Origin of the sequence: Bradyrhizobium sp. HKCCYLRH1034, assembly GCF_051168375.1 — a bacterium.
GTDB lineage: Bacteria > Pseudomonadota > Alphaproteobacteria > Rhizobiales > Xanthobacteraceae > Bradyrhizobium.
Genome location: NZ_JBNPUW010000001.1, coordinates 649603 through 675242, shown reverse-complemented (window position 1 = coordinate 675242; position 25640 = coordinate 649603). Strand labels below are relative to the sequence as shown.

General features: G+C 66.1%; 25 protein-coding genes. 17 read left to right on the top strand and 8 right to left on the bottom strand.

The window, feature by feature from the left end:
* Positions 1–2: 2 nt before the first annotated feature.
* Genes ACQR0W_RS03025 through ACQR0W_RS03005 form a run of 5 tightly spaced genes read left to right on the top strand, consistent with a single transcriptional unit; the run spans position 3 to position 4091 of the window.
* The gene (locus ACQR0W_RS03025) at positions 3–941 is read left to right on the top strand and encodes an NAD(P)-dependent oxidoreductase (protein WP_315715630.1); all 939 of its coding nucleotides are present in this window, start codon (positions 3–5) and stop codon (positions 939–941) included.
* 8 nt (positions 942–949) lie between these two features.
* Complete coding sequence (locus ACQR0W_RS03020) at positions 950–1864, top strand: amidohydrolase family protein (protein WP_434840553.1); 915 nt, start codon at positions 950–952, stop codon at positions 1862–1864.
* 12 nt (positions 1865–1876) lie between these two features.
* A complete protein-coding gene (gene ligA, locus ACQR0W_RS03015) occupies positions 1877–2266 on the top strand; it encodes a protocatechuate 4,5-dioxygenase subunit alpha (RefSeq protein WP_257168873.1) in 390 nt (129 codons plus the stop codon).
* Positions 2267–3130, top strand: coding sequence for a class III extradiol dioxygenase subunit beta (locus tag ACQR0W_RS03010; RefSeq protein ID WP_434840554.1), 864 nt, complete (start codon positions 2267–2269; stop codon positions 3128–3130).
* A 1-nt stretch (position 3131) separates the two neighbouring features.
* Positions 3132–4091 (top strand): Gfo/Idh/MocA family oxidoreductase, encoded by a 960-nt coding sequence (locus ACQR0W_RS03005; protein WP_315751989.1) that lies wholly within the window; start codon positions 3132–3134, stop codon positions 4089–4091.
* 58 nt (positions 4092–4149) lie between these two features.
* Here the strand turns inward: ACQR0W_RS03005 and ACQR0W_RS03000 are convergent, their stop codons facing one another.
* From ACQR0W_RS03000 to ACQR0W_RS02990, 3 genes are read right to left on the bottom strand one after another with little or no spacing between them, the layout of a single operon-like run.
* Positions 4150–5304, bottom strand: a complete 1155-nt coding sequence (locus ACQR0W_RS03000) for an ABC transporter substrate-binding protein (protein ID WP_315751988.1) — start codon at positions 5302–5304, stop codon at positions 4150–4152.
* 24 nt (positions 5305–5328) lie between these two features.
* Positions 5329–6180, bottom strand: coding sequence for an amidohydrolase family protein (locus tag ACQR0W_RS02995; protein WP_316170654.1), 852 nt, complete (start codon positions 6178–6180; stop codon positions 5329–5331).
* Between the two features lie 24 nt (positions 6181–6204).
* Entirely contained in the window at positions 6205–7050 is an 846-nt protein-coding gene (locus ACQR0W_RS02990; protein WP_315767954.1) for a shikimate dehydrogenase, read from the bottom strand.
* A 251-nt stretch (positions 7051–7301) separates the two neighbouring features.
* Here ACQR0W_RS02990 and ACQR0W_RS02985 point away from each other — a divergent pair, with 251 nt between their 5' ends.
* A complete protein-coding gene (locus ACQR0W_RS02985) occupies positions 7302–8786 on the top strand; it encodes an AMP nucleosidase (RefSeq protein WP_315715638.1) in 1485 nt (494 codons plus the stop codon).
* Between the two features lie 20 nt (positions 8787–8806).
* On the opposite strand, the gene ACQR0W_RS02980 is transcribed toward ACQR0W_RS02985, so the two are convergent.
* Positions 8807–9130, bottom strand: coding sequence for a winged helix-turn-helix transcriptional regulator (locus tag ACQR0W_RS02980; RefSeq protein WP_409977936.1), 324 nt, complete (start codon positions 9128–9130; stop codon positions 8807–8809).
* Between the two features lie 181 nt (positions 9131–9311).
* Here ACQR0W_RS02980 and ACQR0W_RS02975 point away from each other — a divergent pair, with 181 nt between their 5' ends.
* On the top strand, positions 9312–10430 hold the full coding sequence (locus ACQR0W_RS02975; RefSeq protein WP_315715640.1) for an NADH:flavin oxidoreductase: 1119 nt from the start codon (positions 9312–9314) through the stop codon (positions 10428–10430).
* 104 nt (positions 10431–10534) lie between these two features.
* On the opposite strand, the gene ACQR0W_RS02970 is transcribed toward ACQR0W_RS02975, so the two are convergent.
* Entirely contained in the window at positions 10535–11698 is a 1164-nt protein-coding gene (locus tag ACQR0W_RS02970) for a cytochrome P450 (protein ID WP_315767959.1), read from the bottom strand.
* A 133-nt stretch (positions 11699–11831) separates the two neighbouring features.
* Here ACQR0W_RS02970 and ACQR0W_RS02965 point away from each other — a divergent pair, with 133 nt between their 5' ends.
* From ACQR0W_RS02965 to ACQR0W_RS02925, 9 genes are all read left to right on the top strand, one after another.
* A complete protein-coding gene (locus ACQR0W_RS02965) occupies positions 11832–12752 on the top strand; it encodes a helix-turn-helix domain-containing protein (RefSeq protein ID WP_316170653.1) in 921 nt (306 codons plus the stop codon).
* A gap of 173 nt (positions 12753–12925) precedes the next feature.
* Positions 12926–14098, top strand: a complete 1173-nt coding sequence (gene pobA, locus ACQR0W_RS02960) for a 4-hydroxybenzoate 3-monooxygenase (protein ID WP_315715643.1) — start codon at positions 12926–12928, stop codon at positions 14096–14098.
* A 322-nt stretch (positions 14099–14420) separates the two neighbouring features.
* Complete coding sequence (locus ACQR0W_RS02955; protein ID WP_315767965.1) at positions 14421–15449, top strand: LacI family DNA-binding transcriptional regulator; 1029 nt, start codon at positions 14421–14423, stop codon at positions 15447–15449.
* A gap of 118 nt (positions 15450–15567) precedes the next feature.
* Complete coding sequence (gene xylB / locus ACQR0W_RS02950) at positions 15568–17016, top strand: xylulokinase (RefSeq protein ID WP_315826456.1); 1449 nt, start codon at positions 15568–15570, stop codon at positions 17014–17016.
* A 4-nt stretch (positions 17017–17020) separates the two neighbouring features.
* Positions 17021–18343: a xylose isomerase gene (xylA, locus tag ACQR0W_RS02945; RefSeq protein ID WP_316170652.1), complete on the top strand. Its 1323-nt coding sequence runs from the start codon at positions 17021–17023 to the stop codon at positions 18341–18343.
* A gap of 46 nt (positions 18344–18389) precedes the next feature.
* Positions 18390–19145, top strand: coding sequence for an ATP-binding cassette domain-containing protein (locus ACQR0W_RS02940; protein WP_315715808.1), 756 nt, complete (start codon positions 18390–18392; stop codon positions 19143–19145).
* Positions 19145–20242 (top strand): ABC transporter permease, encoded by a 1098-nt coding sequence (locus tag ACQR0W_RS02935; RefSeq protein WP_315751980.1) that lies wholly within the window; start codon positions 19145–19147, stop codon positions 20240–20242. Before ACQR0W_RS02940 ends, ACQR0W_RS02935 begins: the two co-directional genes overlap by 1 nt.
* Before the next feature lie 83 nt (positions 20243–20325).
* The gene (locus tag ACQR0W_RS02930; protein ID WP_315715648.1) at positions 20326–21261 is read left to right on the top strand and encodes a sugar-binding protein; all 936 of its coding nucleotides are present in this window, start codon (positions 20326–20328) and stop codon (positions 21259–21261) included.
* A gap of 244 nt (positions 21262–21505) precedes the next feature.
* Positions 21506–22384 (top strand): bifunctional helix-turn-helix transcriptional regulator/GNAT family N-acetyltransferase, encoded by an 879-nt coding sequence (locus ACQR0W_RS02925; protein ID WP_315826455.1) that lies wholly within the window; start codon positions 21506–21508, stop codon positions 22382–22384.
* Between the two features lie 12 nt (positions 22385–22396).
* On the opposite strand, the gene fabA is transcribed toward ACQR0W_RS02925, so the two are convergent.
* Together fabA and ACQR0W_RS02915 are read right to left on the bottom strand one after the other, a co-directional pair.
* Positions 22397–22921 (bottom strand): bifunctional 3-hydroxydecanoyl-ACP dehydratase/trans-2-decenoyl-ACP isomerase, encoded by a 525-nt coding sequence (gene fabA / locus ACQR0W_RS02920; protein WP_315826454.1) that lies wholly within the window; start codon positions 22919–22921, stop codon positions 22397–22399.
* A gap of 172 nt (positions 22922–23093) precedes the next feature.
* A complete protein-coding gene (locus tag ACQR0W_RS02915; RefSeq protein ID WP_316170651.1) occupies positions 23094–23774 on the bottom strand; it encodes an ArsR/SmtB family transcription factor in 681 nt (226 codons plus the stop codon).
* A 108-nt stretch (positions 23775–23882) separates the two neighbouring features.
* Here ACQR0W_RS02915 and ACQR0W_RS02910 point away from each other — a divergent pair, with 108 nt between their 5' ends.
* Entirely contained in the window at positions 23883–25271 is a 1389-nt protein-coding gene (locus ACQR0W_RS02910) for a pyridoxal phosphate-dependent decarboxylase family protein (protein ID WP_316170650.1), read from the top strand.
* Positions 25272–25284: 13 nt separating this feature from the next.
* Here ACQR0W_RS02910 and ACQR0W_RS02905 read toward each other — a convergent pair whose 3' ends face one another.
* Positions 25285–25602, bottom strand: coding sequence for an antibiotic biosynthesis monooxygenase family protein (locus ACQR0W_RS02905; protein ID WP_315826451.1), 318 nt, complete (start codon positions 25600–25602; stop codon positions 25285–25287).
* Between the last annotated feature and the right edge of the window lie 38 nt (positions 25603–25640).

Genomic DNA, 25640 nt, shown 5'->3' with positions numbered 1-25640 from the left:
GCATGACCGCGGCGTCCAACCCAAATCCTTCGAACCGATGGCATGTCGGGCTGATCGGCTACGGCGAGGTCGGCAAGATCCTCGCCGAGGATCTGCGCAAGGACGGCGTGCGCGTCTCGGCCTATGACGTCAAGCTGGCCGACTCGCGCGGCGACGCGATGCGTGACCACGCCGACAGCATCGGCGTGACGCTGGCCGCATCGCATGCGGAGCTGGCGGCGGAGGCCGACTTCATCGTCTCCGCGGTGACCGCCAGCCAGGACGTGGCCGTCGCCGAGGCCTGCGCTGCAGCCATCAAGCCTGGCGCGTGGTTCCTCGACTTCAACTCGGCCTCGCCCGGCGCCAAGCAGCGCGCCGCCGCGCTGATCGACGGCGCCGGCGGCCGCTATGTCGAGGGCGCGGTCATGACCTCGGTGCCGCCGTATCGCATCAAGGTGCCGCTGCTGCTCGGCGGCGCCGGCGCGCGCGAGTTGGCGCCGCTGCTCAACGATCTTGGCTTCGCCGCCAAGCCCGCCAGCGACAAGCTCGGCGTCGCCTCGGCGACCAAGATGTGCCGCAGCATCATGATCAAGGGCCTCGAGGCGATGGTGATCGAGAGCTTCACCACCGCGCGCGCCTATGGCGTCGAGGACGCGGTGCTGGCTTCGCTGCAGGAGACGTTCCCCGGCATCGACTGGGAGAAGCAGGGCGCCTATTTCTTTCAGCGCGTGATCGAGCATGGCCGCCGCCGCGCCGAGGAGGTGAGGGAGGTTGCCGAGACCGTGCGCGACATCGGGCTGACGCCGTGGTCGGCGGAAGGCACCGCCGAGCGCCAGGCCTGGGTCGCCGATCTCGCCGATGGCGGCCTGTTCGGCACCCGCGGCACCAAGGAATTCGCGCGCAGCCCGGACTGGCGCACCGAGGCCGATCGCATTCTCAACAAGATCAAGTCCAAGGAGTAGGGAACCTCATGGAGTTCCAGAAGACCCCGGGATGGCTCGATTGGTATGACGGCCCGTCGAAGCCGCGCTTCAAGGTGCCGGCCGGCAGTGTCGATGCGCATTGCCACGTGTTCGGCCCCGGCGCCGAATTCCCCTATGCGCCCGAGCGCAAGTACACCCCGTGCGACGCCTCCAAGCAGCAGCTCTATGCGCTGCGCGACCATCTCGGCTTTGCCCGCAACGTCGTGGTGCAGGCGACCTGTCACGGCGCCGACAACCGCGCCATGGTCGATGCGCTGGTGCATTCGAACGGCAAGGCCCGCGGCGTTGCCACCGTCAGGCGCAGCGTCAGCGACGCCGAGCTGCAGGCGATGCACGACGCCGGCGTGCGCGGCGTCCGCTTCAATTTTGTCAAGCGCCTGGTCGACTTCACGCCCAAGGACGAGCTGATCGAGATCGCCAACCGCATCAGCAAGCTCGGCTGGCATGTCGTGATCTATTTCGAAGCCGTCGACCTGCCGGAGCTATGGGACTTCTTCACCTCGCTGCCGACCACCGTGGTCGTCGACCACATGGGTCGCCCCGACGTCACCAAGCCGGTCGATGGTCCCGAGTTCGAGCTGTTCGTGAAGTTCATGCGCGAGCACGGCAACGTCTGGTCGAAGGTGAGCTGCCCCGAGCGCCTGTCGGTCAAGGGGCCGCCGGCGCTGAACGGCGAGCAGAACGCCTATCGCGACGTGGTGCCGTTTGCGAAGCGCATCGTCGAGACCTTCCCGGATCGCGTGCTGTGGGGCACCGACTGGCCGCATCCGAACCTGAAGGACCACATGCCCGACGACGGCCTGCTGGTCGATTTCATTCCGCATATCGCCGTCACCGCGGAGCTGCAGCACAAGCTCCTGGTCGACAATCCGATGCGGCTGTACTGGCCCGACGAATCCTGAAGGAGGGAAGCGATGTCGCTCGACAAACCCTATACCGACGTTCCCGGCACGACCATCTTCGACGCGGACATGTCGCGGATGGGCTATCACCTCAACCAGTTCTGTATGTCGCTGATGAAGGCGGAGAACCGCGCCCGCTTCAAGGCCAATGAGCGCGCCTATCTCGACGAATGGCCGATGAGCGAGGAGCAGAAGCAGGCGGTGCTCGACCGCGACCTCAACCGCTGCATTGCGCTCGGCGGCAACATCTACTTTCTCGCCAAGATCGGCGCGACTGACGGCAAGAGCTTTCAGCAGATGGCCGGCAGCATGACCGGCATGACCGAAGACCAGTACCGCGAGATGATGATCAAGGGCGGCCGCTCGGTCGAGGGCAACCGCTACACCGGGGAGAAGAAGTAAATGGCCCATATCTCCGCAAGCGTCTTCACCTCGCACGTCCCGGCGATCGGCGCAGCCCTCGACCTCGGCAAGACCGGCGAGGATTATTGGAAGCCGGTCTTCGCCGGCTACGACTTCGCCAAGCAGTGGGAGAAGGAGCAGAAGCCGGACGTCGTATTCCTGGTCTTCAACGACCATGCGACCGCCTTCAGCCTGGACATGATTCCCACGTTCGCGATCGGCACCGCGGCTGAATATCAGCCGGCCGACGAGGGCTGGGGCCCGCGCCCGGTCCCCAAGGTGATCGGGCATCCGAAGCTCGCCGCGCACATTGCGCAGTCGGTGATCCAGGACGATTTCGACCTCACCATCGTCAACAAGATGGACGTCGATCACGGCCTCACCGTGCCGCTCAGCCTGATCTTCGGCCAGGTCGATGCCTGGCCGTGCCCGGTGATCCCGTTCGCCGTCAACGTCGTGCAATATCCGGTGCCGTCCGGCCGCCGCTGCTTCATGCTCGGCAAGGCGATCCGCAAGGCGATCGAGAGCTATGACGAGCCGCTCAACGTGCAGATCTGGGGCACCGGCGGCATGAGCCACCAGCTGCAGGGGCCGCGCGCCGGCCTGATCAATCGCGAATGGGACAACATGTTCCTGGACAAGCTGATCAACGATCCGGAAGGCCTGTCCGAGGTGCCGCATATCGAGTACGTCCGCGAGGCCGGCAGCGAGGGCATCGAGCTCGTGATGTGGCTGATCGCGCGCGGCGCCATGAGCGACGTCAACGAGACCAAGAAGGGCAACGCGCCGACCGTGCGTCACCGCTTCTATCATGTGCCGGCGAGCAACACGGCCGTCGGCCATCTGATCCTGGAGAACAACTGATATGGCCAAGACCATCAAGGTCGCGCTCGCCGGCGCCGGCGCCTTCGGCATCAAGCATCTCGACGGCATCAAGAACATCGACGGGGTCGAGGTGGTGTCGCTGGTCGGCCGCCGCTTCGACCAGACCAAGGAAGTCGCCGACAAATACGGTATCAAGCACGTCTCGACCGAGCTCGCCGACAGCCTCAAGCTGCCGGAGGTCGATGCCGTCATCCTCTGCACGCCGACCCAGATGCATGCGGCGCAGGCGATCGACTGCCTCAAGGCCGGCAAGCATGTCCAGGTCGAGATTCCGCTCGCCGACTCGCTGAAGGACGCGCAGCAGGTGGTGGAGCTGCAGAAGGAGACCAAGCTGGTCGCGATGTGCGGCCACACCCGCCGCTTCAATCCCAGCCACCAGTTCGTGCACAAGAAGATCAAGGCCGGCGAATTCCACATCCAGCAGATGGATGTGCAGACCTACTTCTTCCGCCGCACCAACATGAACGCGCTGGGCCAGCCACGCAGCTGGACCGACCATCTGCTGTGGCACCACGCCGCCCACACCGTCGACCTGTTCGCCTATCAGGCGGGCTCGCCGATCGTGAAGGCCAATGCGATCCAGGGTCCGATCCACCCGACCCTGGGCATCGCCATGGACATGTCGATCCAGCTCAAGGCCGCCAATGGCGCGATCTGCACGCTGTCGCTGTCGTTCAACAATGACGGCCCGCTCGGCACCTTCTTCCGCTACATCGGCGACACCGGCACCTACATTGCCCGCTACGACGATCTGGTGAACGGCAAGGAAGAGAAGATCGACGTCTCCAAGGTCGACGTCTCCATGAACGGGATCGAGCTGCAGGACCGCGAGTTCTTCGCCGCGATCCGCGAGGGCCGCGAGCCCAACGCCTCCGTGGCCCAGGTGCTGCCCTGCTACCAGGTGCTGCACGATCTCGACGTGCAGCTCGCCAAGGGCTGATACTTCTTCCCTCCTTGCGCGCGTTGCGCGTGAGGAGGGCTTCTACGATGGCGCAGATCTACGGCGCCTTGGACGGCTTCAGCTTCGGCAGCGTCGCGACGATCTTCTGCTTGCCGTCGACGATCTCGGCCAGGAAGCTCTCACGGTCGATGTCGCCGTTCTGGTCCCAGCTTGCCTCCATCAGCATGCCCGGCGCCTTGTCCGGCGTCAGCGTCAATCCCTTCATGGTGGCGCCGAAAGCGTGGCCGTCGAACTTGCCGATCATCTCGGTCACGTATTTGACGAGATAGACCGCGGTATAGCCCTTGATGCCGTTATGGTCGGGCCAGTAGCGGTAGCGCTCGTTGAACTTCTTCGCAAAGGCCTGGATGGCAGGAATGGGCGCATCCGCGCTCAGGCCGACATGGCCGCGCACGCCGTTGGCGGCGGGGCCTGCGAGCTCCACGACCTTCTGGCTGAGCAGCGTTGTCTCTCCAAACAGCGGCACCGACAATCCCTGACGTTTGGCCTCGATCAGGAAACGCGCGCTTTCTTCCTCGTTGGTGTAGACGAAGATCGCGTCGGCCTTGACGTTCTTCAGCTTGATGACGTCGGAGCCGAAATCGACCTGGCCCTGTTCGGTCGAGATGTCCGACACCACCTCGATGCCGCGGGCCTTCATCTCCTTGACGAAGCTGTCGCGGCCGCCTTTGCCGAAATCGTTGTTCACCCAGACCACCGCGACGGACTTCACGTTCAGCTGGTCATGCAGATAGTTGGCGATCTTCGGCATGCTGAACTGCTGGCCGAAGGCGGTGCGGAAGATCCAGGGATTGCCTTGCGTCGTGATATCGGCGGCCTCGGCGCCGACGATCTGCGGCACCTCGGCCTGCTGCGTCAGCGCCATGTTGACCTTGACCGAGCCCGAATAGATCGGCCCCAGCACCACATAGGGCTCGCGGTCGAGCACCTTCTGCACCTGGGCCCGGGAGACGCCGGGATTGCTCTGGGTGTCGAGGTGCTCGGTCGCAATCTTGCGGCCGAGAATGCCTCCGGCATTGTTGATCTCGTCGACCGCCAGGGCGACGCCATCGCGCCAGTTCGTGCCCGACACGGCTCCGGGGCCGGACAGCTCGACGACATCGGGAATGTAGACGGTGTTCTCTGCCCAGGCCAAACCCGTCCACAATGACATGGCGGCCGCCAAGCCGCTCAATCTTCCCAGATGCCTCATGACGTCCTCCCGATTGTTTTTTGCTTATGATGATGAACTTGCGGGTGCCTCTGCAAAACCCAGTAGTCGCGACGGCGTTCGCCATAGCAGCCGGTGCTGATCGTCCGGGTCCGGAAAGATCTCGGTAATGCCGGCCAGCAGCGGCCCGTAGTCGAGGCGTTCGGGCGCGCGCAGGAACGGCCAATCGGAGCCCCACACGCAGCGATCGAGCGTGAAGGCCTCGACCAGCGCGGCGATGAATGGCCACGTGTCGGCGTACGGATAGGGCTGGCGCGCGAATTTGTAGTAGCCGGACAGCTTCACATGCGCGTCGCGGTTGCGGCCGAGCGCGAGCAAGGCCTGGAAGGATGGGCGTTGCAGCCCATGCTCCACGGCAGGCCGGCCGCAGTGATCGAACACGAGGCGGACCGTCGACCGCTCGATGAGGGGCAGCAGGTCGAGCAACTGATCCTGCTCGACCTGGACCTGCAGAAACAGATCGAGGTCGGTCAGCCTGTCCAGCAGCGGCGCGGCGTCACGGTAATAGTTGGTGCCATGAAACGGCACGTTGAAGGCGACGCCGATGACGCCTGCGGCCTTCAACCGCTCCAGTTCCCCGATGTCGACGTCCTTCTCGACGACCGCGACGCCCTTGAACCTGCCATTTCCGAGCCTGAGTGTGTCGAGCAGGATGCGGCTGTCGGAGCCATAGCCGGAATTGGTCGCGACGATCAGCGCGTGCCGGACGTCGAAGACGTCGAGCACGCGAATGAGATGCGCGGCGGGCGCGATTTCCTGGCCGGTCGGACGATAGGGCGTATCCGGCGCGTAGGAGAAGCGCGCGGGATCGATGGTGTGGATGTGGCAATCGATCCTGGGGCCTACCGGAAGTGCCATGGTCGAGCCCTCTCTGACCGACGTTCAGAACGTCGCCTGAATCGCCTTGATCAGTTCGGGCGTGACGTCGGGCAGAACCCCGAACCAGGCCTCGAAGGCGAGGCGGGCCTGGTTGAGCAGCAGGCCGAGCCCGTTCACCGTCGTGCAGCCGCGCCCGCGCGCGTCCACCAGGAAGGGCGTTTCGAGCGGTGTGTAGATCAGGTCCGCGACGAGCGTCTTCGCGGACAGTCGTCCCAGATCGATCTCCAGTGCGGGCTTTCCGATCATGCCGCGATCGGTGCTGTTGATGAGCAGCGCGACATCGGCGACTGCCGCCGAACGATCATCCCACGCCACCGTGCTGATGATGGCCGTCCCGAATTCGGCTGCGATGGCCTGCGCCTTCTCGGTGGTGCGGTTGCAGATGCGGATGTCGCGGGCACCATTCTCCAGCAGCGCCACAACGACCGCGCGCGCTGCACCGCCGGCCCCAAGCAAGAGAACAGGGCCTTCGTCGGCGCGCCAGTTCGGCCTGGCATCGCGCAGGCTCTGGACAAAGCCGTTGCCGTCATTGTTGAAGCCGCTCAGCGTGCCATCCGCTTCGACCACGATCGTGTTCACGGCGCCGATGCGTCGTGCGGTGTCGTTGACCCGGTGCAGCAGCGGCATCGCCGTCTGCTTGTGCGGCATGGTCACGTTGCAGCCGCGGAATCCGAGCGCCACCAGCCCAGCCAGCGCATCCTTCAGCCGCTCCGGCTGAACCGCGAGCGGGACGTAGGCGCCGCGCAGGCCGTGCGCATTGAGCCAGAAATTGTGGATCGTGGGCGAGCGGGAGTGAGCGACGGGCATGCCGATGACGCCAGCCAATCCGAATCCATTCGCTTGCGACATGCTGCGCGATGACCTCCCTTTTCAGATATCGACCTGTTCCGGCCAATGTGAAACCGTCTTATGAGCAATGACGCGCACAGGCAATTGAAACATTCGGCCACAAATCCTTGTCGCAATGCAGCGCATCATGGCTCAACGTCCAGTTCATGGGCGTCGTCGCGTGACCCGCCCCCCTGGGCAAAGCCAGGGGTGATTTCTATGATTGCGCAAGTCTGCCTCGACGACCGTCCGCCGGATACAAAGGATCGCCATTGACTGTCCAATCTCCGCCACCCGTGGCAACAGAAACCTTCACCGACGCGGCCGCCGCGGTGGCCCGGCTCGAAGAGATCTACGAGCGCAATACCGCTTTCCTGCGCGGCCATTTCGAGGCCTATGCCAACGGCGTCGTGCCGGCGACACGGATCCGCGCGACCTATCCCTTCGTGCGGCTGACCACCGCAAGTCACGCCCGGCTCGACTCGCGTCTCGCCTATGGCTTCGTCGCGGGGCCCGGCGTGCACGAGACCAGCGTCACGCGGCCGGACCTGTTCCGCTCGTACCTGACCGAGCAGATCCGCCTGTTGATCGAGAATCATGGCGTGCCGGTCGAGATCGGCGAGTCGGCCGAGCCGATCCCGGTGCATTTCGCCTATCGCCGCGACATCAACATCGAGACGGCGCTTCCGCACCACGAGAGCCCGCTGGTGACGCGCTCGCTGCGCGACGTGTTCGACGCTCCGGATCTTGCGACCATGGACGATGCGATCGCCGACGGCACGCTCGGACTGAAGCCCGGCATGCCCGAGCCGCTGTCGCTGTTTCGCGCCGCGCGCGTCGACTACTCGCTGCGCCGGCTCTATCACTACACCGGGACCGATCCCGACCATTTCCAGAACTTCGTGATCTTCACGAACTACCAGTTCTATGTCGACGCCTTCGCGGATTGGGGCCGCCAGCAACTGGCGGCCGGGCAGGGCGCAGCCGAGGCCTTCGTCGAGCCGGGCAACGTCATCACCCGCAATGCCCGTCTCGGCGGCGGCACCACCGGCTCCGCGCCGGCGCGCACGCCGCAGATGCCGGCGCTTCATCTCGTCGAGCCGGGGCACCAGGGCATCACGCTGATCAACATCGGTACCGGTCCGTCGAACGCGCGTAACGTCACCGACCACATCGCGGTGCTGCGGCCGCATGCCTGGCTGATGGTGGGCCACTGCGCGGGCCTGCGCAACACGCAGCGGCTCGGCGATTACGTGCTGGCGCACGGCTATGTCCGCGAGGACCATGTGCTCGACCAGGAGCTGCCACCCTGGGTGCCGATCCCGGCGCTCGCCGAGGTGCAGGTCGCGCTCGAGGAGGCCGTGGAGACGGTCACCGGCTATTCCGGGTTCGAGCTGAAGCGGGTGATGCGCACGGGCACCGTGGCCAGCGTCGACAACCGCAATTGGGAGATCTCCGGCCCGGCCGTGATCCATCGCCTCTCGCAGTCGCGCGCCATCGCGCTCGACATGGAGTCGGCCACAATCGCCGCCAACGGCTATCGTTTCCGCGTGCCCTACGGCACCTTGCTCTGCGTCTCCGACAAGCCGCTGCATGGCGAGATCAAGCTCGCCGGCATGGCGAGCGACTTCTATCGCCAGCGTGTCGGCCAGCATCTCCAGATCGGGCTGAAGGCGCTGGAGCTCTTGAAGCATCAGGAGTCGGAGCGGCTGCATTCGCGCAAGCTGCGCAGCTTCGCGGAGGTGGCCTTCCAGTAGCGGCCTTTGGCCGCCTGGGATTAGCGACTCCGGCGCTCGTCGAAGGCCTGCCGCGCCTGCTCGACCTCCGGCATCTTGGCGATGGTCCAGGCATAGAGCGCGCGGAACGGGGGCTGCAGGGTACGGCCGAGCGGCGTGATCTCGTACTGAACCGCGACCGGCGAGTCCGCGATCACCTCGCGGGCGACGAGGCCGTTGCGCTCGAGCCGGCGCAGGCATTGCGTCAGCGCCTTCTGGGTGACGCCCTCGAGCTGCTTCTTGATCGCGTTGAAGCGCAGTGGACCGGAGTCCAGCACGGCCAGCACCATCATCGACCATTTGTCGGCGATCTGGTCGATCAGCACCCGGCTCGGACATTCCGACGAGAAGTGCTGCGGCTTGCAGCGGAGCGGGGCGGTCTGTGATGTCGATGCGGCGGTCACGACAGCAGTTTCCTCCGATATACCTGAGCGACTTCGGGTGCCTGATTGACTTCAGGTTTACGAAGTATACTGGAGCGGTTCCGAACGCAATGGAGCCCCCTGAATGTCCGACCTCGATACCAGCGTGCTGTTTCGTCCGTTTCGCCTGAAGTCGCTGGAGCTGAAGAACCGCATCGTCATGGCGCCGATGACCCGCAACGCCGCGCCGAACGGCGTTCCCGGCGAGGCCAACGCTGCCTATTACCGCCGCCGCGCCGAAGGTGGCGTGGGGCTGATCCTCACCGAGGGCACGGTCGTCAACCGCCCGGCCTCGCGCAACGAGCCCAATATTCCCTTCTTCCACGGCGATGCCGCGCTGGCGGGCTGGCAGAACGTGGCGAGCGCCGTGCACACCGCCGGCGGCCGCATCGCGCCACAGATCTGGCACACCGGCTCGACCAAGGGCATGAGCCGCTGGGAGCCCGATGCGCCGGTCGAGAGCCCATCCGGGCTGGTTGCGCCCGGCAAGCCGCGCGGCAACGCGATGACCGAGAACGACATCGCCGACACCGTTGCCGCATTCGCGCAAGCCGCGGCCGACGCCAAGCGCACGGGCTTCGACGCCGTCGAGATCCATGGTGCGCACGGCTATCTGGTCGACGAGTTCTTCTGGTCCGGCACCAACCAGCGCGAGGACCGCTATGGCGGCGCCACCATCAAGGAGCGCTCCCGCTTTGCCGGCGAGATCGTCGCCGCGATCCGCAAGGCGGTGGGTCCCGATTTCCCGATCATCCTGCGCGTCAGCCAGTGGAAGCAGCAGGACTATGCGGCGCGCCTCGCCGAGACGCCGGCGCTGATGGCCGACTGGCTGCAGCCGCTGGTCGCGGCCGGCGTCGACATCCTGCACTGCTCGCAGCGCCGCTTCTGGGAGCCGGAATTCCCGGACGTCGACGGCGAGAAGGGCCTGAACTTCGCCGGCTGGGCCAAGAAGATCACGGGCGCTGCGACCATCAGCGTCGGCTCGGTCGGCTTGTCCGATGAATTCTTCTCGGCCTTCGCCGGCAAGCCGTCGACGACGGCCGATCTCGATGCGCTGCTGGAGCGCATGGCCAGGGAGGAGTTCGACCTGATCGCGGTCGGCCGCGCGCTGATCAGCGATGCCGAATGGGTCGCCAAGATCAAGGCCGGCGACAAAGCGGGCCTGAAGGGCTTCAGCGCAGCGGATCTCGGCGCGCTGGTTTGAGCTGTTGTAGACCCGTTGGTGCCCCTCGTCCGGCGTAAGCGGGGCGAGGGGGGCGTACCGTCAGCGAGGCGCGAGCGCGAGCCTGCCATTAGTCCTTGCGATGACTAATGCACCGTCAGCTCGAGATACATCGGGCTGCGGAAGGTCGAAGACGGCATCCAGGGCAGTTGCTCCTGGGTGCGGCGATAGTCCGGCACGACCTTGTGCAGCTCGTCGAACGCGATCTTGATCGCCATGCGCGCGATCGCCGATCCCAGACAGGCGTGCACGCCGCCGCCGAAGCCGAGATGGCCGCGTGGCTTGCGCCTGATGTCATAGACATCCGGATTGGGAAACTGCCGCTCGTCGCGGTTGGCGGAGCCGTAGGCGAGGCAGACGAAATCGCCCTCGCGCATGGTCTGGCCGTGCAGGGTGACGTCCTTCTGCAGGCAGCGGCGGAAGCGCTGCGCCGAGGTGTTGTAGCGCAGAGACTCTTCCACGGCGTCCGCCATCAGGTCGGGATTGGCGACGACGGCCCGGCGCGCCTCCGCGTGATCGGCGAGATTATACGCCAGCATCGTCATGAAACCGCCGAGCGACTCGATGCCGGCCATGATCAGCGTGGTCGTCGTCAGCAGCACCTCGCGCTCGTCGAGCTTGTCGCCGTCGATCTCGGCCATGCTGAAGTGCGAGATCAGGTCGTTCTGCGGCCGCGCGCGGCGCTCCGCGATGATGCCGGCCGCATAGTCCTGCATCCAGTTGTAGGCTGCGATGTGCTGCGGTCCCTTGGCGCGGCTCACCGGATCGCTCTGCACCATCAGCACCGCCTTGTCGCGCACCGTCTGCTCGTCGCCGAGCGGCAGGCCGAGCGCGGCGAACAGCACGCGCACGGTGAATTTCGACGAGAATGCCTCGATGAAGTCGAACCGGTCCTGGCCGCGCAGCGCCTCGGCGCAGTCGCGCGCGATGTCGCGGATCGGGCCTGACAGGCTCTCCAGATTGCGCTTCATGAAGGCATGCTGGACGAGGCCGCGCAGCCGGTCGTGGCGCGGCGGGTCGGTGGTGCCGAGCGTCGCGCCGGCACGGTTCGGCAGCTCGGTCATCAGGTTGCCCTTGGCCGACGAATAGGTCTGCCAGTTCGTTCCGGCCGCCGCCACATCGGCATAGCGCGACAGGATCCACACCTGGGCCTGCGGACTCCAGAAGCAGGGGTGCTCGTCGCGCAGCGTCTTGTAGAACGGGAACGGGTCGGCATCGACCGCAGGCGAATACGGGTCGAACGCGAACATGTTGGGCCTCCTCTCCATTGAGTGTGGTCGTTGTTGTTCTTTTCACTGATCTAGCCGAGCCTTGGCCGCGGCGTGAGACACGAAAGCCGGCCAAGACTTGTACTTTTCCGACATTCAGGGTTAGCTCTCGCTCATGCCCCGCTTTCGCACCAAGCCGTCGATCCCCGCGTTCGCGCTGTACGGCGAAGCGTCGGCCGCGCAGCCGGACATGCTGCATGTCGAGCCGATCCAGGTGCGCAGCAAGCTGTATCGCTGGGAGATCGAGGCGCACACCCATCATGGCCTCCACCAGATCCTCTGGGTCGCTGCCGGTCCGGCCGAGATCGCCTTGGACGAAAGCCGCGAGCGCTGTACCGGCCCGGTCGCCGTGATCATTCCCCCCGGCGTCGTCCATGCCTTCCGCTTCTCGCGCGACACCGACGGCTATGTGCTGACGTTCAATCCGCGGGCGGTGGTGGAGGGCGACGTCCCGGCGACCGGCGAGGCGTTGCGCGACTTGTTTGCAGCGCCGCAAATCCTGCATCTCGACGCGCAGGCGGTCGCGACGCGGCGCATCGCCGCGCTGTTCGTCGACCTCGCCGACGAGTTCGCCGCGGCAGATTCCGCGGCCTCGCCGGTGCCGCATTGGCTCGGACGCTCGATCGTGTGGCGGCTGGCGCAGCAGAGCGCGCGGCAGTCGCAAGGCGCGCGGCGCGGCAGCGGGCATGCGGCGCTGTTCACCCGCTTCATCGTGCTGGTCGAGGCGCATCACCGCGATCACTGGTCGGTGGCGCGCTACGCCGACGAACTCGGCATGACGCCGGAGCGGCTCAATCGGTTGACGCGGGCCGAGACCGGCCAGTCGGCGCTCGACATCGTGCATGCGCGTCTCGCGCGCGAGGCGTGCCGGCGGCTCACCTATATTGCGGCGCCGGTGTCGAAGCTGGCGTTCGAGCTCGGTTTCAAGGACCCGGCCTATTTCTGCCGCTTCTTCAAGCGGCACACCGGGGCGAGCCCGCGCGACTATCGCCGTGCGATGGGCGTCGGAGACGACGCGGCGCCGCCGGCAGGCTGATCGGCGCCGCCCCATACCATTGCGGCGTTCGTTGTGCATCGCGGCATGGTGTCGGAAAAGTGCAAGAGAATGCCGCGTCCATCCAAGTGATCCCTGCGCATTCCTTGCTAAAATCCGCGACTGAAAAGCATACCCAAACAAGCCTGCGTCTGCGAATCCGGGAGAACACGCCCATGAAAGTCCAAGTCTGCATCATCGGCGGAGGCCCGTCGGGCCTGATGCTGTCGCAGCTCCTGCATCTGCAGGGCATCGATACGATCATCCTGGAGAAATCCAGCCGCGACTACGTGCTGTCGCGCATCCGTGCCGGCGTGCTCGAGCACGGCTTTGCCGAGCTGATGCGCGAGGCGCAGTGCGGCGAGCGCATGGACCGCGAGGGCGAGATCCATCACGGTTTCTACATCGCCCATGACGGCAAGCTCGATCGCGTCGACCTGCACAAATATTCCGGCGGCAACTCGGTGATGGTCTATGGCCAGACCGAGTTGACGCGCGATCTCTACGAGGCCCGCGACAAGCTCGGCGGCAAGGTCGTGCACAACGCGGCCGACGTGACGCCGCACGACATCGCTTCCGACAAGCCCTTCGTCACCTACCGTCAGGACGAGGAGGTCGTCCGCATCGACTGCGACTACATCATCGGCGCCGACGGCTTTCATGGCGTCAGCCGCAAGTCGATCCCGCACGACAAGCTGACCGAATACGAGCGGGTGTACCCGTTCGGCTGGCTCGGCGTGCTGTCGCGCACCAAGCCGGTGTCGCCGGAGCTGATCTATGCCAAGCACGAGCGCGGCTTCGCGCTGTGCTCGCTGCGCTCGCAGGTGCTGAGCCGGTACTATGTCCAGGTGCCGCTCACCGACAAGGTCGAGGACTGGAGCGACGACGCGTTCTGGGAGGAGCTGAAGCGCCGGCTGCCGGCGGAGATCGCTGGCCGTCTGATCACCGGGCCCTCGATCGAGAAGAGCATCGCGCCGCTGCGCAGCTTCGTCGCCGAGCCGATGCGCTACGGCAGGCTGTTCCTGGCCGGCGACGCCGCCCATATCGTGCCGCCGACCGGCGCGCGCGGGCTGAACTCGGCTGCGTCCGACATCTACTATCTCTATCATGCGCTGCTCGACCACTACAAGAAAGGCGACGATCGCGGCATCGACGGCTACTCGCAGCGGGCGCTGGCGCGGATCTGGAAGGCGCAGCGCTTCTCCTGGTGGATGACGACGCTCTTGCATCGTTTCCCCGACCGGCTGTCCTACGACGACAGACTGCAGGACACCGAGCTCGCCTATCTGTTCTCGTCCGAGGCCGCGCAGCGGTCGCTGGCAGAGAACTATGTCGGGCTGCCGTTCTGAGCGAGGTCAACGCGACGCAGTTCGCCTGCGCTGCTTGATGGCACCACGCATCGGTAGCCTCGCTGTGGTTCCGGCGAACGCCGGGACCCATACCCAGGGAGCGGTTTGAGGCAGGCTGGCGATTGGCTTTGTGCCCATCCGCCTGCGGCTGCTTCGGCTGGTGCAACTTCGCTCAGCTCGAGATGGAGGGGGCAGACGATCGGGGACGCGCTGTCGGGATTGGCGCCGGCTGCCTCAGTCTGTCGGCTTCTCAGCCCACCCTCAAAAATGAGTTGCGTACCTCAAAAACCGCGCTATGGTCCTCAACCCAAAGGGGAGGAGCATGAACGCGCCGCTGACATTGCGGGATATTGCGCGGCAGGCGGGCGTGAGCCTCGCCACTGTGGATCGCGTGCTGCACAACCGGCCCGGCGTGCGCCCGGATACGGTGCGACGCGTCAAGGACGCGATGGAGCGCAGCGCGTTCCAGCCGCATGCGGCGGCCTCCGAACTCGCCCGTGCCCGCGCGCGGCGCTTTGCCTTCGTGATGCCGTCCGGCGCCAATCCCTTCATGCAGCAGATTCAGGCGCATCTCGGCGATCTGACGAGCTGGATGGCCGCGCGCCGGCTCACGGTCGATGTGGTCACGACGGACGTGTTCGATGCGGCCGTGCTGGCCGCGAAGCTCGAGCAGCTCGTCGGTCAGGTCGACGGCGTCGCGGTGGTGGCGCTCGATCATCCGAGCGTGCGCGCGGCGATCAACGATCTCGTCGAGTCCGGCGCCAAGGTGGTGACGCTGGTGTCGGACGTGCCGTCGTCGCGACGGCATCATTATGTCGGCATCGACAACATCGCCGCCGGCCGCACCGCGGGCGCGCTGGTCGGACGCTTCGCCGGTGGCAGGGCGGGGCGGGTCGCGATCATGGCCGGCTCGCAAAGCCTGCGCGATCATGCCGAGCGCATCTTCGGCTTCGGCCAGGTCCTCGCGGCGGAGTTTCGGCAACTTGAGGTTTTGCCGGTCGCTGAGGGGCATGACGTGGACGATCGCTCAGAGCACCTCATGCGCAAGCTGCTGACCGAGCATCGTGACATCGTCGGGCTCTACAATGTCGGCGCTGGCACGGCCGGCGTCGCCAAGGCGCTGACCGAGTCGGGGCGCGCCGACGACATCGTGTTCGTCGGCCACGACGTGACGGCACTGACGCGCAAGCTGCTGTTGAACGGCGTGATGGACGCGGCGATTTCGCAGAACCCGGGACACGAGGCGCGCTCCGCGGTGCGCGTGCTCCTCGCGCTGGCGCGCGGCGAGCCGATCCTGAGCGAACAGGAGACGATCCGCATCGACATCGTGATGCGGGACAATCTGCCGTGAGCGGATGGCCGCGATAACGCGGTCGGCCCGAACACGGAATGAGAAACGACCGAGGCGCTGGTCTCGAGGCGACGGCAGATCGCCGAAGCGCCTTGCGGTCGGTGGGAGGAGTGGAGACGTGTTTCTCGGACTGGATGTGGGCACATCCGGCGTGAAGGCCGTGCTGGAGGACGAGACGGGCGCGCTGATCGCGAGCGCCGCGCGGCCGCTGGCGCTGTCGCATCCGCAGCCGCTGTGGTCCGAGCAGAATCCGGATCACTGGGTCGAGGCCGTCATCGGCGCGGTCGATGATCTCGCGCGGGAGCGTCCGCGCGAGACCGCTGCCGTCAGCGGCATCGGCCTGTCCGGCCAGATGCACGGCGCGACCTTGCTGAACCGCACCGGTCGGCCGCTGCGGCCGGCGATCCTTTGGAATGACGGCCGCTCGCAGGCCGAATGCGCCGAGCTCGAACGCCGCTGTCCCGAACTGCACGCCATCGCCGGCAACCTCGCGATGCCCGGCTTCACCGCGCCGAAGCTCGTCTGGGTGGCGAAGCACGAGCCGAAGATATTTGCCGAGGTCGCGAAGGTGCTGCTGCCGAAGGCCTATGTGCGCTATCGGCTGTCCGGCGAGATGGTCGAGGACATGTCGGATGCGGCGGGCACCCTGTGGCTCGACGTCGGCGCGCGGCGCTGGTCGGAGAAACTGCTGGCGGCGACCGGGCTCGGTCTCGATCACATGCCGCGCCTCGTCGAGGGCAATGAGCGCAGTGCCGTGTTGTCGCCCGAGCTGGCGCGGCGCTGGGGCATGGGCGCTGACGTCGTGATCGCGGGCGGCGCCGGCGACAACGCGGCGAGCGCAATCGGGCTCGGCGCCATCACGCCCGGCGATGCGTTCCTGTCGCTCGGCACATCAGGCGTGCTGTTCCGGGTGACCGACCGCTTCGCGCCGGCGCCGGAAGCGGCCGTGCATGCGTTCTGCCATGCGCTCGGCGGTCTCTGGCATCAGATGGGCGTGATGCTGTCGGCCGCGGCCTCGCTGGCGTGGCTGGCGCGCCTTCTCGAGACGCCGGAAGCCGCACTGCTGGCGCCGCTCGGTATCAGCGTCGAACGTCCGAGCCCGGTGCAGTTCCTGCCTTATCTCGACGGCGAGCGCACGCCGCACAACGATGCCCATGCCGCCGGCGCCTTGGTCGGCCTGCGCAGCGCAGCCGGCCGCGGTGATCTCGTGCAGGCGGTGCTGGAGGGCGTGGCGTTTGCCTCACGCGACATGTTCGCCGCGCTCGCGCGCAGCGCGCAGCCGATCACAGAGCTCGATCTCGTCGGCGGCGGCTCGCGCTCTTTGTTGTGGGCGCAGATCATGGCCGACGTGCTCGGCGTCACCGTGCACCGGGTCGAGGAGGGCGAGGTCGGCGCCGCCATCGGCGCCGCGCGGCTCGGCCGTCTTGCCGCGACCGGCGCAGCACCGGCCGATGTCTGCCGCAAGCCGCAGCGGCTGCAGAGTTTCGAACCCCGCGCGCCGCAGCGCGCGGCATATGACGCCGCCTACGCGCAATGGCGCAAGCTCTATCCTGCTCTCAAGGAGTAACGTCGTGAACGTCCAGGCCCACTTCTTCCAGACCGGCGCGACCGTCAGCTATGGCGGGCCCGAGTCACGCAGCCCGCTGTCGTTCCGTTGGTACGACAAGGATCGCGTCATCCGGGGCAAGCGGATGGAGGATCATCTGCGCTTCGCGGTCTGCTACTGGCATTCGTTCTGCTGGCCGGGCAGCGATCCGTTCGGCGGCGAGACCTTCCTGCGGCCGTGGCAGCATGGCGACGACGCGATGGCGATGGCGCGGGCCAAGGCCGACGTGGCGTTCGAATTGTTCCGGCTGCTCGACGTGCCGTTCTTCACCTTCCACGACGTCGATGCCGCGCCGGAGGGCGCGACGCTGAAGGAGTCGGTCGCCAATCTCAACGCCATCGCCGACCTGTTCGAGCAGAAGATGGCGTCTGCCAAGGTGCGGCTGCTGTGGGGCACCGCCAATCTGTTCTCACATCGCCGCTACATGGCGGGCGCCGCGACCAATCCGGATCCGGACGTGTTCACCTACGCGGCGGGACAGGTGCGTGCCGCACTCGAGGTGACGCATCGTCTCGGCGGCGCCAACTACGTGCTGTGGGGCGGCCGCGAGGGCTACGAGACGCTGCTCAACACCGACATGAAGCGCGAGCTCGATCAGCTCGGCCGCTTCGTCGCGCTGGTCGTCGAGCACAAGCACAAGATCGGCTTCAAGGGCCCGCTGCTGATCGAGCCGAAGCCGAAGGAGCCGACCAAGCACCAGTATGATTTCGACGTCGCCACCTGCTACGGCTTCCTGCGGCGCTATGACCTTTTGAACGACGTCAAGCTCAATATCGAGCAGAACCACGCCATCCTCGCCGGCCATTCGTTCCAGCACGAGATCGCGCTGGCGCAGGCGCTCGGCGTGTTCGGCTCCCTCGACATCAACCGCGGCGACGATCTGCTCGGCTGGGACACCGACCAGTTCGCGATGAACGTGCCGGAGCTGGCGCTGGTGTTCCACGACATGCTCAAGGGCGGCGGCTTCACCACGGGCGGGCTGAATTTCGACGCCAAGATCCGCCGGCAGTCGATCGATCCGGATGACCTGCTGCACGCCCATGTCGGCTCGATGGATGCCTGCGCGCGGGCGCTGATCGCCGCCGACGAGATGCTGACCGACAGTGCGCTGACCGCGCCGCTGGCGCGGCGCTACGCCGGCTGGGACGGCGACGAGGGGCAGGCGATCCTCGCCGGCCGCCGCTCGCTCGCCGAGCTCGCCGACCGCGCCGTCAACACCGGCCTCGATCCGCAGCCGCGGTCCGGCCGGCAGGAATATCTCGAAAGCGTGGTGAACCGCTATGTCTGACGACAGCAGCCTGCGCACGATGACGAATGACGCTGAGCGCGCCGTGATGAGCACCGCCGCGCAGCCGGTCCTTGAGCTGAAGGGCATCGGCAAGCAGTTCGGCGCGATCCGCGCGCTGCAGGGCGTGGATCTTTCGATCGGCTCCGGCGAGGTCGTCGGCCTGATGGGCGATAACGGCGCCGGCAAGTCCACGCTGGTGCGGATCATCGCCGGCAATTTTCCGCCGAGCCAGGGCACGATCCATTTCGGCGGCCGCGAGGTGCATTTCCATCGCCCGATGGATTCGCGCAGCGTCGGCATCGAGGTCGTGTACCAGGACCTGGCGCTCGCCAACAACCTCACGGCAGCGGCCAACGTGTTTCTCGGCCGCGAGCTGAAGCGCAATTTCGGCCCGCTGGCGCTGCTCGACCACAAGGGCATGGAGGCGCGCGCGCTGGAGCTGTTTCGCGAGCTGCGCTCCGAGACGCGGCCGCACGATCTCGTCAAGGACATGTCGGGCGGCCAGCGCCAGGCGGTGGCGATCGCGCGGACGCGGCTGTCCAACGCCAGACTGGTGATGATGGACGAGCCGACCGCGGCGATCTCGGTGCGCCAGGTCGAGCAGGTGCTGAGCCTGATCCATCGCCTGAAGGAACAGGGTATCGCCGTCATCCTGATCTCGCACCGCATGCCTGACATCTTCGCGGTGTGCGATCGCGTCGTGGTGATGCGCCGCGGCGAGAAGAAGGCCGACAAGCCGGTCGGCGAGACCAGCCCCGAGGAAGTGACCGCGCTGATCACTGGCGCCAAGGAGGCGGCGTGATGTCCGTTCCATCCGAGACCAGCTCCGCCGGCACCGACGTCACCTTCACCAATGTCGGCGTCATCAGATGGTGGCACCGCGGCGTGTTCGCCTCGCAGACGGCCTACGTTACGCTGGCGCTCATCGCCCTCATCATCGTGATGAGCTTCGCCAGTCCCTATTTTCTGACCGAAGGCAATCTGCAGAACGTCGCCAAGAACTTCTCCTTCATCGCCATCGCGACGCTCGGCATCACCTTCGTCATCATTACCGGCGGCATCGACCTGTCGGTCGGCTCGATGATGTGTTTCGCGGCGATGATCACCTCGATGGTGATGACGACGCTATCGACGCCGGGGATGCCGCTGTCGTCGCTGTTCGTGCATCTCGCCGCGGACGGCAAGACCGTGGTCGCGAACGTGCCCGGCCTGATCCTGATCGTCTCGGTGCTGGCAGGCCTGGCGGTTTCGCTGGTGGTCGGCCTGATCAACGGCGTCTGCATCGCCTTGCTCGGGCTGTCGCCGTTCGTGACCACGCTCGGCATGCTGTCGATCGTGCGCGGTCTCAGCTACGTGATCTCGAACGGCAAGGGCAGCTTCCCCGGCGGCCCCGACGCCGATTATTTCTATGCGCTGACGCAGGGCGATGTGTACGGCGTGCCGGCGCCCTTCATCTATCTCATCGTGCTGGCGCTGGTGATGGCGCTGGTGCTGCACCACACCGCGTTCGGCCGCCACGTGTTCGCGATCGGCGGCAACGAGAAGGCCGCGGAGCTCACCGGCGTCTCCGTGCCCCGGGTGAAGATCGAGGTCTATGTGATCGGCGCGCTTGCCGCCGGCCTGCAGGGCATCATCATCTCGGGCTGGCTCGGATCGGCGCCCGCGAACATGGCGACGTCCTACGAGCTCAACGTGATCGCCGCGGCCGTGATCGGCGGCGCCAACCTCGCCGGTGGTCTCGGCGGTCCGCTCGGCGCCATCGTCGGCTGCGTCCTGCTTGAGGTGATCCGTAACGGGCTGGTGCTGGCGCAGGTCAACTCCTACTGGCAGCAGACCCTGGTCGGCGTGATCATCATCGCCGCCGTGCTTGTGGATCGTATCCGCGCGCGCCTGCTGTGACGAATACTGGCCGGGGTGACAATCGCGTCTATCCTCACCCGGAACAGACAATGATCAGGGATAGACATGGAGGAGGGAAACCCATGAAGAAGCTGCTCTATGCGGTCGCATCGCTCGCGATTTTGATGGCCCCGGCGCAGGCCGAGACCAAATACCGCTTCGCCATCGTGCCGAAGGCGATGAACAATCCGTTCTTCGACGTCGCGCGCGACGGCTGTCTGAAGCGCGCCAAGGAGCTCGGCAATGTCGAGTGCATCTACAAGGGCCCGGTCGAGCACGAGCCGGCCACGCAGGCGCAGATCATCCAGGACTTCATCACCCAGAAGGTCGACGGCCTCGCCATCTCGGTCGCCGACGTTCCATCGATGACGAAATCGATCGAGGCGGCGACGGCGGCCGGCATTCCCGTCATCACCTTCGACGCCGATGCGCCGGGCTCGAAGCGCATTGCCTATATCGGTACCAACAACAAGGACTTCGGCCTCGCGCTCGGCAAGCAGCTCCGCGAGCTCCGGCCTGAGGGCGGCAAGTACGCCGTCGTCTCCGGCGGTCCCGGCGCCAAGAACCTTGCCGAGCGCGTCGACGGCGTGCGCGAGGCGCTGAAGGGCTCGAAGTGGACGGAAGTGGCGGGCTCGCCGACCTTCTGCAACGACGATCCCGCGCTCGCCGTGCAGCAGATGGCCGATCTGCGCACCGCGACGCCGGATCTCGGCGCCATCGTGCCGATCGGCGGCTGGCCGATGTTCGCGCCCGAGGGCTACAAGGCCTTCGTCAACAAGAACCGCAAGGACATCGACGCTGGCAAGCTGACGCTGGTCGTTGCCGATACGCTGAAGATGCAGCTCGAGCTGCTGCGCGACGGCTATTCCAACGCGCTGACCGGCCAGCGTCCGTTCGAGATGGGCGAGAAGGCGATGGACACGCTGCTCGCGATCAAGAAGGGCGAGAAGGTGCCGGAGGTGATCTACACCGGCCTCGACCTCGTCACCAAGGACAACGTCGCCAAGCTTTTGAACTGAGTTCCTCCCGGGGAAAACCTGGCGGTCCGGCAACCGGCTTCGGCCGGCGGCTGGGCCGCCCTTTTTTGCTTGGGGATGCTTTTGGTACCCGCGGACCGGACATGACGGTTGTGATCAATCGAAACGCTGCGGCGTACTGGATGCCCTGCTTGCGCAGGCAACGACGACAGAGGCTGGAGCGGCCGCCTGCACTCGACTACGGGCACAATTGACAGACAGAAATATCTGACTTAAGTCAGATATTATGCTCGACCCCATCTCCCGCGTCCGCCGCTTCAACCGCGCCGTCACCTCGGAGGTCGGCGCGCTCGACACCTCGTTTCTCGGGCGCGGTCGGCCGCTCGGGGCGGCCCGCGTGCTCAATGCAATCGGCCATGGCCGCAGCGACGTGGCCGAGCTGCGCGACTACCTCGCACTCGATTCCGGGCTGATGAGCCGGCTGCTGCGCAGCCTGGAGGAGGAGGGGCTGGTGATGACCAGGCCGCATCCCGACGACGCGCGCCGCCGTATCGCCAGGCTCACAGCCGCCGGGCGGCGCGAATTCGAGGCCTATGAGACGCTCTCCAACGCCCAGGCCGAATCGATGCTGGCGCGTCACGGGCAGCCCGAGGCGCTCTTGGCGGCGATGGACCTGGTCGCGGCCGCGCTGGGACGCAGCCGCATCGCCATCGATGAGGTTGATCCGCGCGGCGAGCAGTCGCGCTACTGCCTCGGCGAGTACTACGCCGAGCTGTCGCGCCGCTTCGAACGCGGCTTCGACGTGTCGCTGTCGCGCGATCCCGATGCCTTGGACATGATGGCGCCGCGCGGGGCTTTCTTCGTGGCATTGTCCGACGGCCTGCCGCTCGGCTGTGTCGGGCTGAAGGGCAGCGGCGGCGATGTCGCCGAGATCAAGCGGCTCTGGGTCGCGCCCGCCGCCCGCGGCCTCGGCCTTGGCCGCCGCCTGATGGATGCGGCCGAAGAGGCTGCCCGCACGCTCTCGATCAGCATTCTTCGCCTCGACACCAACAGCGCGCTCGCCGAGGCCGTCCAGCTCTATCGCCGCGCCGGCTGGACGGAGATCGATCGCTTCAACGACGATCCCTATCCGGACCTGTTCTTCGAGAAGCAGCTGTCGTCATAACGGCAGCAAAGCTCAAGATGTCGTCAACGCTACCTTCATGGAATTGGCCTCGTAAACACACGCGCCGTCCGCCAGCACGCGGCCATCGGCGATGCCGAGCACTAGGCGGCCGCGTTTGACTTGGCGCATGTCGACCTCGTAGCGCACGCAATTGACGTCCGGCGTGATCTGGCCTCTAAAGCTCACTTCTCCGACGCCGGCGGCGCGGCCCTTGCCGGGCGAGCCCGACCAGCCGAGCCAATAGCCCACCATCTGCCACATCGCGTCGAGGCCAAGACAGCCCGGCATCACCGGATCGTCGCGGAAGAGGGATTCGAAGAACCAGAGTTTGGGCGTGATGTCCAACTCGGCGACGATACGCCCCTTGCCATAGCGCCCGCCGTCGAGCCTCAGCTCGGTGATACGATCCATCATCAGCATCGGCGGCGCCGGCAGCTGCGCATTGCCCGGGCCGAAATAGCCGCCTTCGCTTGAGCGAAGGAGATCCTCCTTGGCGTAGGACGATTGAGGCACGTGAAAATCGCGCGGGTCGGGCAACGCGTCATCTCCGTCAGCGATCGGGCATCGGCAAGGGAAGGACCCAGCCGCGGGCCGTCCTCCTCCACAGAGGATGGGAATGCAGTGCCGGCCGTGCAAGCCGAGGCGGTCAAATAACGCAGCGAAAGGCGCTCTGCTGATGCAGGCGAGCCACGCCAGGGTGGGCGGGTCCTCAGACCGGAAACAACCGTTCGAACTGGCGCAGCCCCTGCGGGCTGAACAGCACGGCGCGGCTGTCCTTGTCGCGGTGGGCCCATTTGAGTTTGAAGATCCGCGCGAGATAGGCAGAGCCGAGACGACCGGCGAGATGGTCTCGCCGCTCGCTCCAGTCGAGGCAACTGACGCAGGTCATGCGGTCCTTCGACTGCAGCTCACCAAGATCGATCCCGAACTGCTCGGTGAAAAGTCGCCCGGCGTCGGTCAGCGTGACTTGATCTCCGCTGCGCTCCAGCAGCCTGCCACGCAGCAGGCTCTCGAACATCTGGACACCGCGGGCGCCGGCAAGATGATCGTAGCAGACGCGCGCCTCGCGCAGCGCGGGATCGCGCGGACCGGTGCGAACGCGCCGATGTCCCGTGCGCGCCGCCAGCAGCATCAGCGTCTCCAACGTGTGCACGACGTCCTCGCCGGACAGGCGCACATAGCGATTGCGTCCCTGCCGGACCGAGACGAGCAATTCTGCCCGCTCGAGCTTGCTGACGTGGGCGCTGGCGGTCGGAAGTCCGATGTCCGCCGACCTGGCAAGCTCGCTGACGGTCAGGGCGCGTCCATCCATCAGTGCGGAGAGAATGTTGGCGCGCGCCGGATCGCCGATCAGCGCGGCGATGGCAGCGAAGTTGGGACCGTCCCTCATGGTGTGATCGATAGCGAAGCATCGGGGCGGTTTCAACGCATATAACGCTGCAGACCTGACGCAAGAATGGACGGATATATGCCGGGACGCGATGAATGGATCGGGACCTTGGAATTGGCGCTGAAGCATGCCGTGCGGCATCTGGAGCGCCAGGACAGCACGCCGGTCCACGCGACGGCTTCACTTGAAGATCTACGACTTCGGCTAGGCCGTGCGCTGTCCAGTGACGGAGTTGCCGCTGCGCGCGTCATCGATGATCTCGTTCGCGACGTCGACGGTGGAATCCTCGGCAGCACATCCGGGCGGTTTTTCGGCTGGGTGATCGGCGGGACTATGCCGGCCGCGCTGGCCGCCGACTGGCTGGTCTCCGCCTGGGACCAGAACGCGGCGATCAATGCCTGTGGTCCTGCAGAGGCCGTCATCGAGGAGATTGCGGGCGCTTGGCTCAAGGAGTTGTTCGGGCTGCCCATGACGGCGAGTTTCGCATTCGTGACGGGCACGCAGATGGCGCATGTGACCTGTCTCGGCGCGGCGCGTCATCGCTTGCTCGCGCGGCTGGGATGGGATGTCGAGGAACGGGGATTGTTCGGCGCGCCTTCCATTCGCGTCATCACGAGTAGCGAGCGGCACGGCTCTGTCGAGCGCGCGCTGCGCCTGCTCGGCTTCGGCAAGAACGCGGTGCAGTCTCTGCCTTGCAACGATGCAGGGCAGCTCACGCCGTCGGCGCTCGAACGCGCGTTGGCAGACAGCCTGCAGCCGACGATCGTGGTCCTGCAGGCGGGCGACCTCAACATCGGCGCGTTCGACCCGTTTGTCGACCTGATCCCCATCGCTCGCGCGCACGACGCATGGGTGCATGTGGACGGGGCCTTCGGCCTGTGGGCGGCTGCGAGTTCGCGTTACCGGCATCTGCTGCGCGGCGTCGAACTCGCGGATTCCTGGACCAACGACGGCCACAAATGGCTCAACACGCCATTCGATTGCGGCTACGCGTTCGTGGCCGGTGCCGGGGCGCATCGGAGCGCCTTCTCGCATCGTACGAGCTATACGATGTTTGTCGACGGCGCCCGCGACCCGATCGACTGGACCCCCGAATGGTCGCGGCGTGGCCGCGCCGTTCCGACCTATGCTGCCATCCGACAGCTCGGCCGGCGGGGCATCGCTGACCTCGTCGACCGATGCTGTGCCTATGCTCACGCCCTGGTCATGCGGATCGGAACGCTGTCCGGTGCGGCCGTGATGTGGGAGCCGACCCTGAATCAGGGATTGTTGAGGTTCCTTGATCCGCGTCCAGCCGCGACCGAAATGGATCACGATCGCCGGACCGATGCCGTGATCGCGGCGATCTGCGCCACCGGAGAAGCTTTCTTCGGCGGCACGACGTGGCGCGGCAAGCGCTGCATGCGGGTCTCGGTCTGCAACTGGCAGACGAACGAGGCCGACATCGATCGCGCCGTTGCCGCAGCCCGGTGCGTCCTCGGCGGTCCGTCACAATGACGGATCGAAAAGCTCAGTCGTGCTCGAACGGTCCGACCTCGCGGACGACCTTGCAGATCTGCAGGAATCCGCTGGCGAAGAACTCGGCATGTCCTCGCTTCATGGTCTCGACATGCTCGGGATGGGTCCGCCAGGCTTCGAGCGCTTCCTCCGAGGCGAAGCGGAACACGGTCAGCTCCTCGCCATCGGGCGCCTTGTACGACTTGACCGACAGGAAGCCCGGAAGTCTGCTCACGATGCCGTACATGCGTTCGCCCAGCCGCTCATATGTGTCGAGCGAGGCGTCGCTGCGCAGCTTCAGATCGCCAACGACGATCACTTCGCCGATCATGGTTTCGTTCCTTTGCCGATCAATTCGCGCGCCGTCCA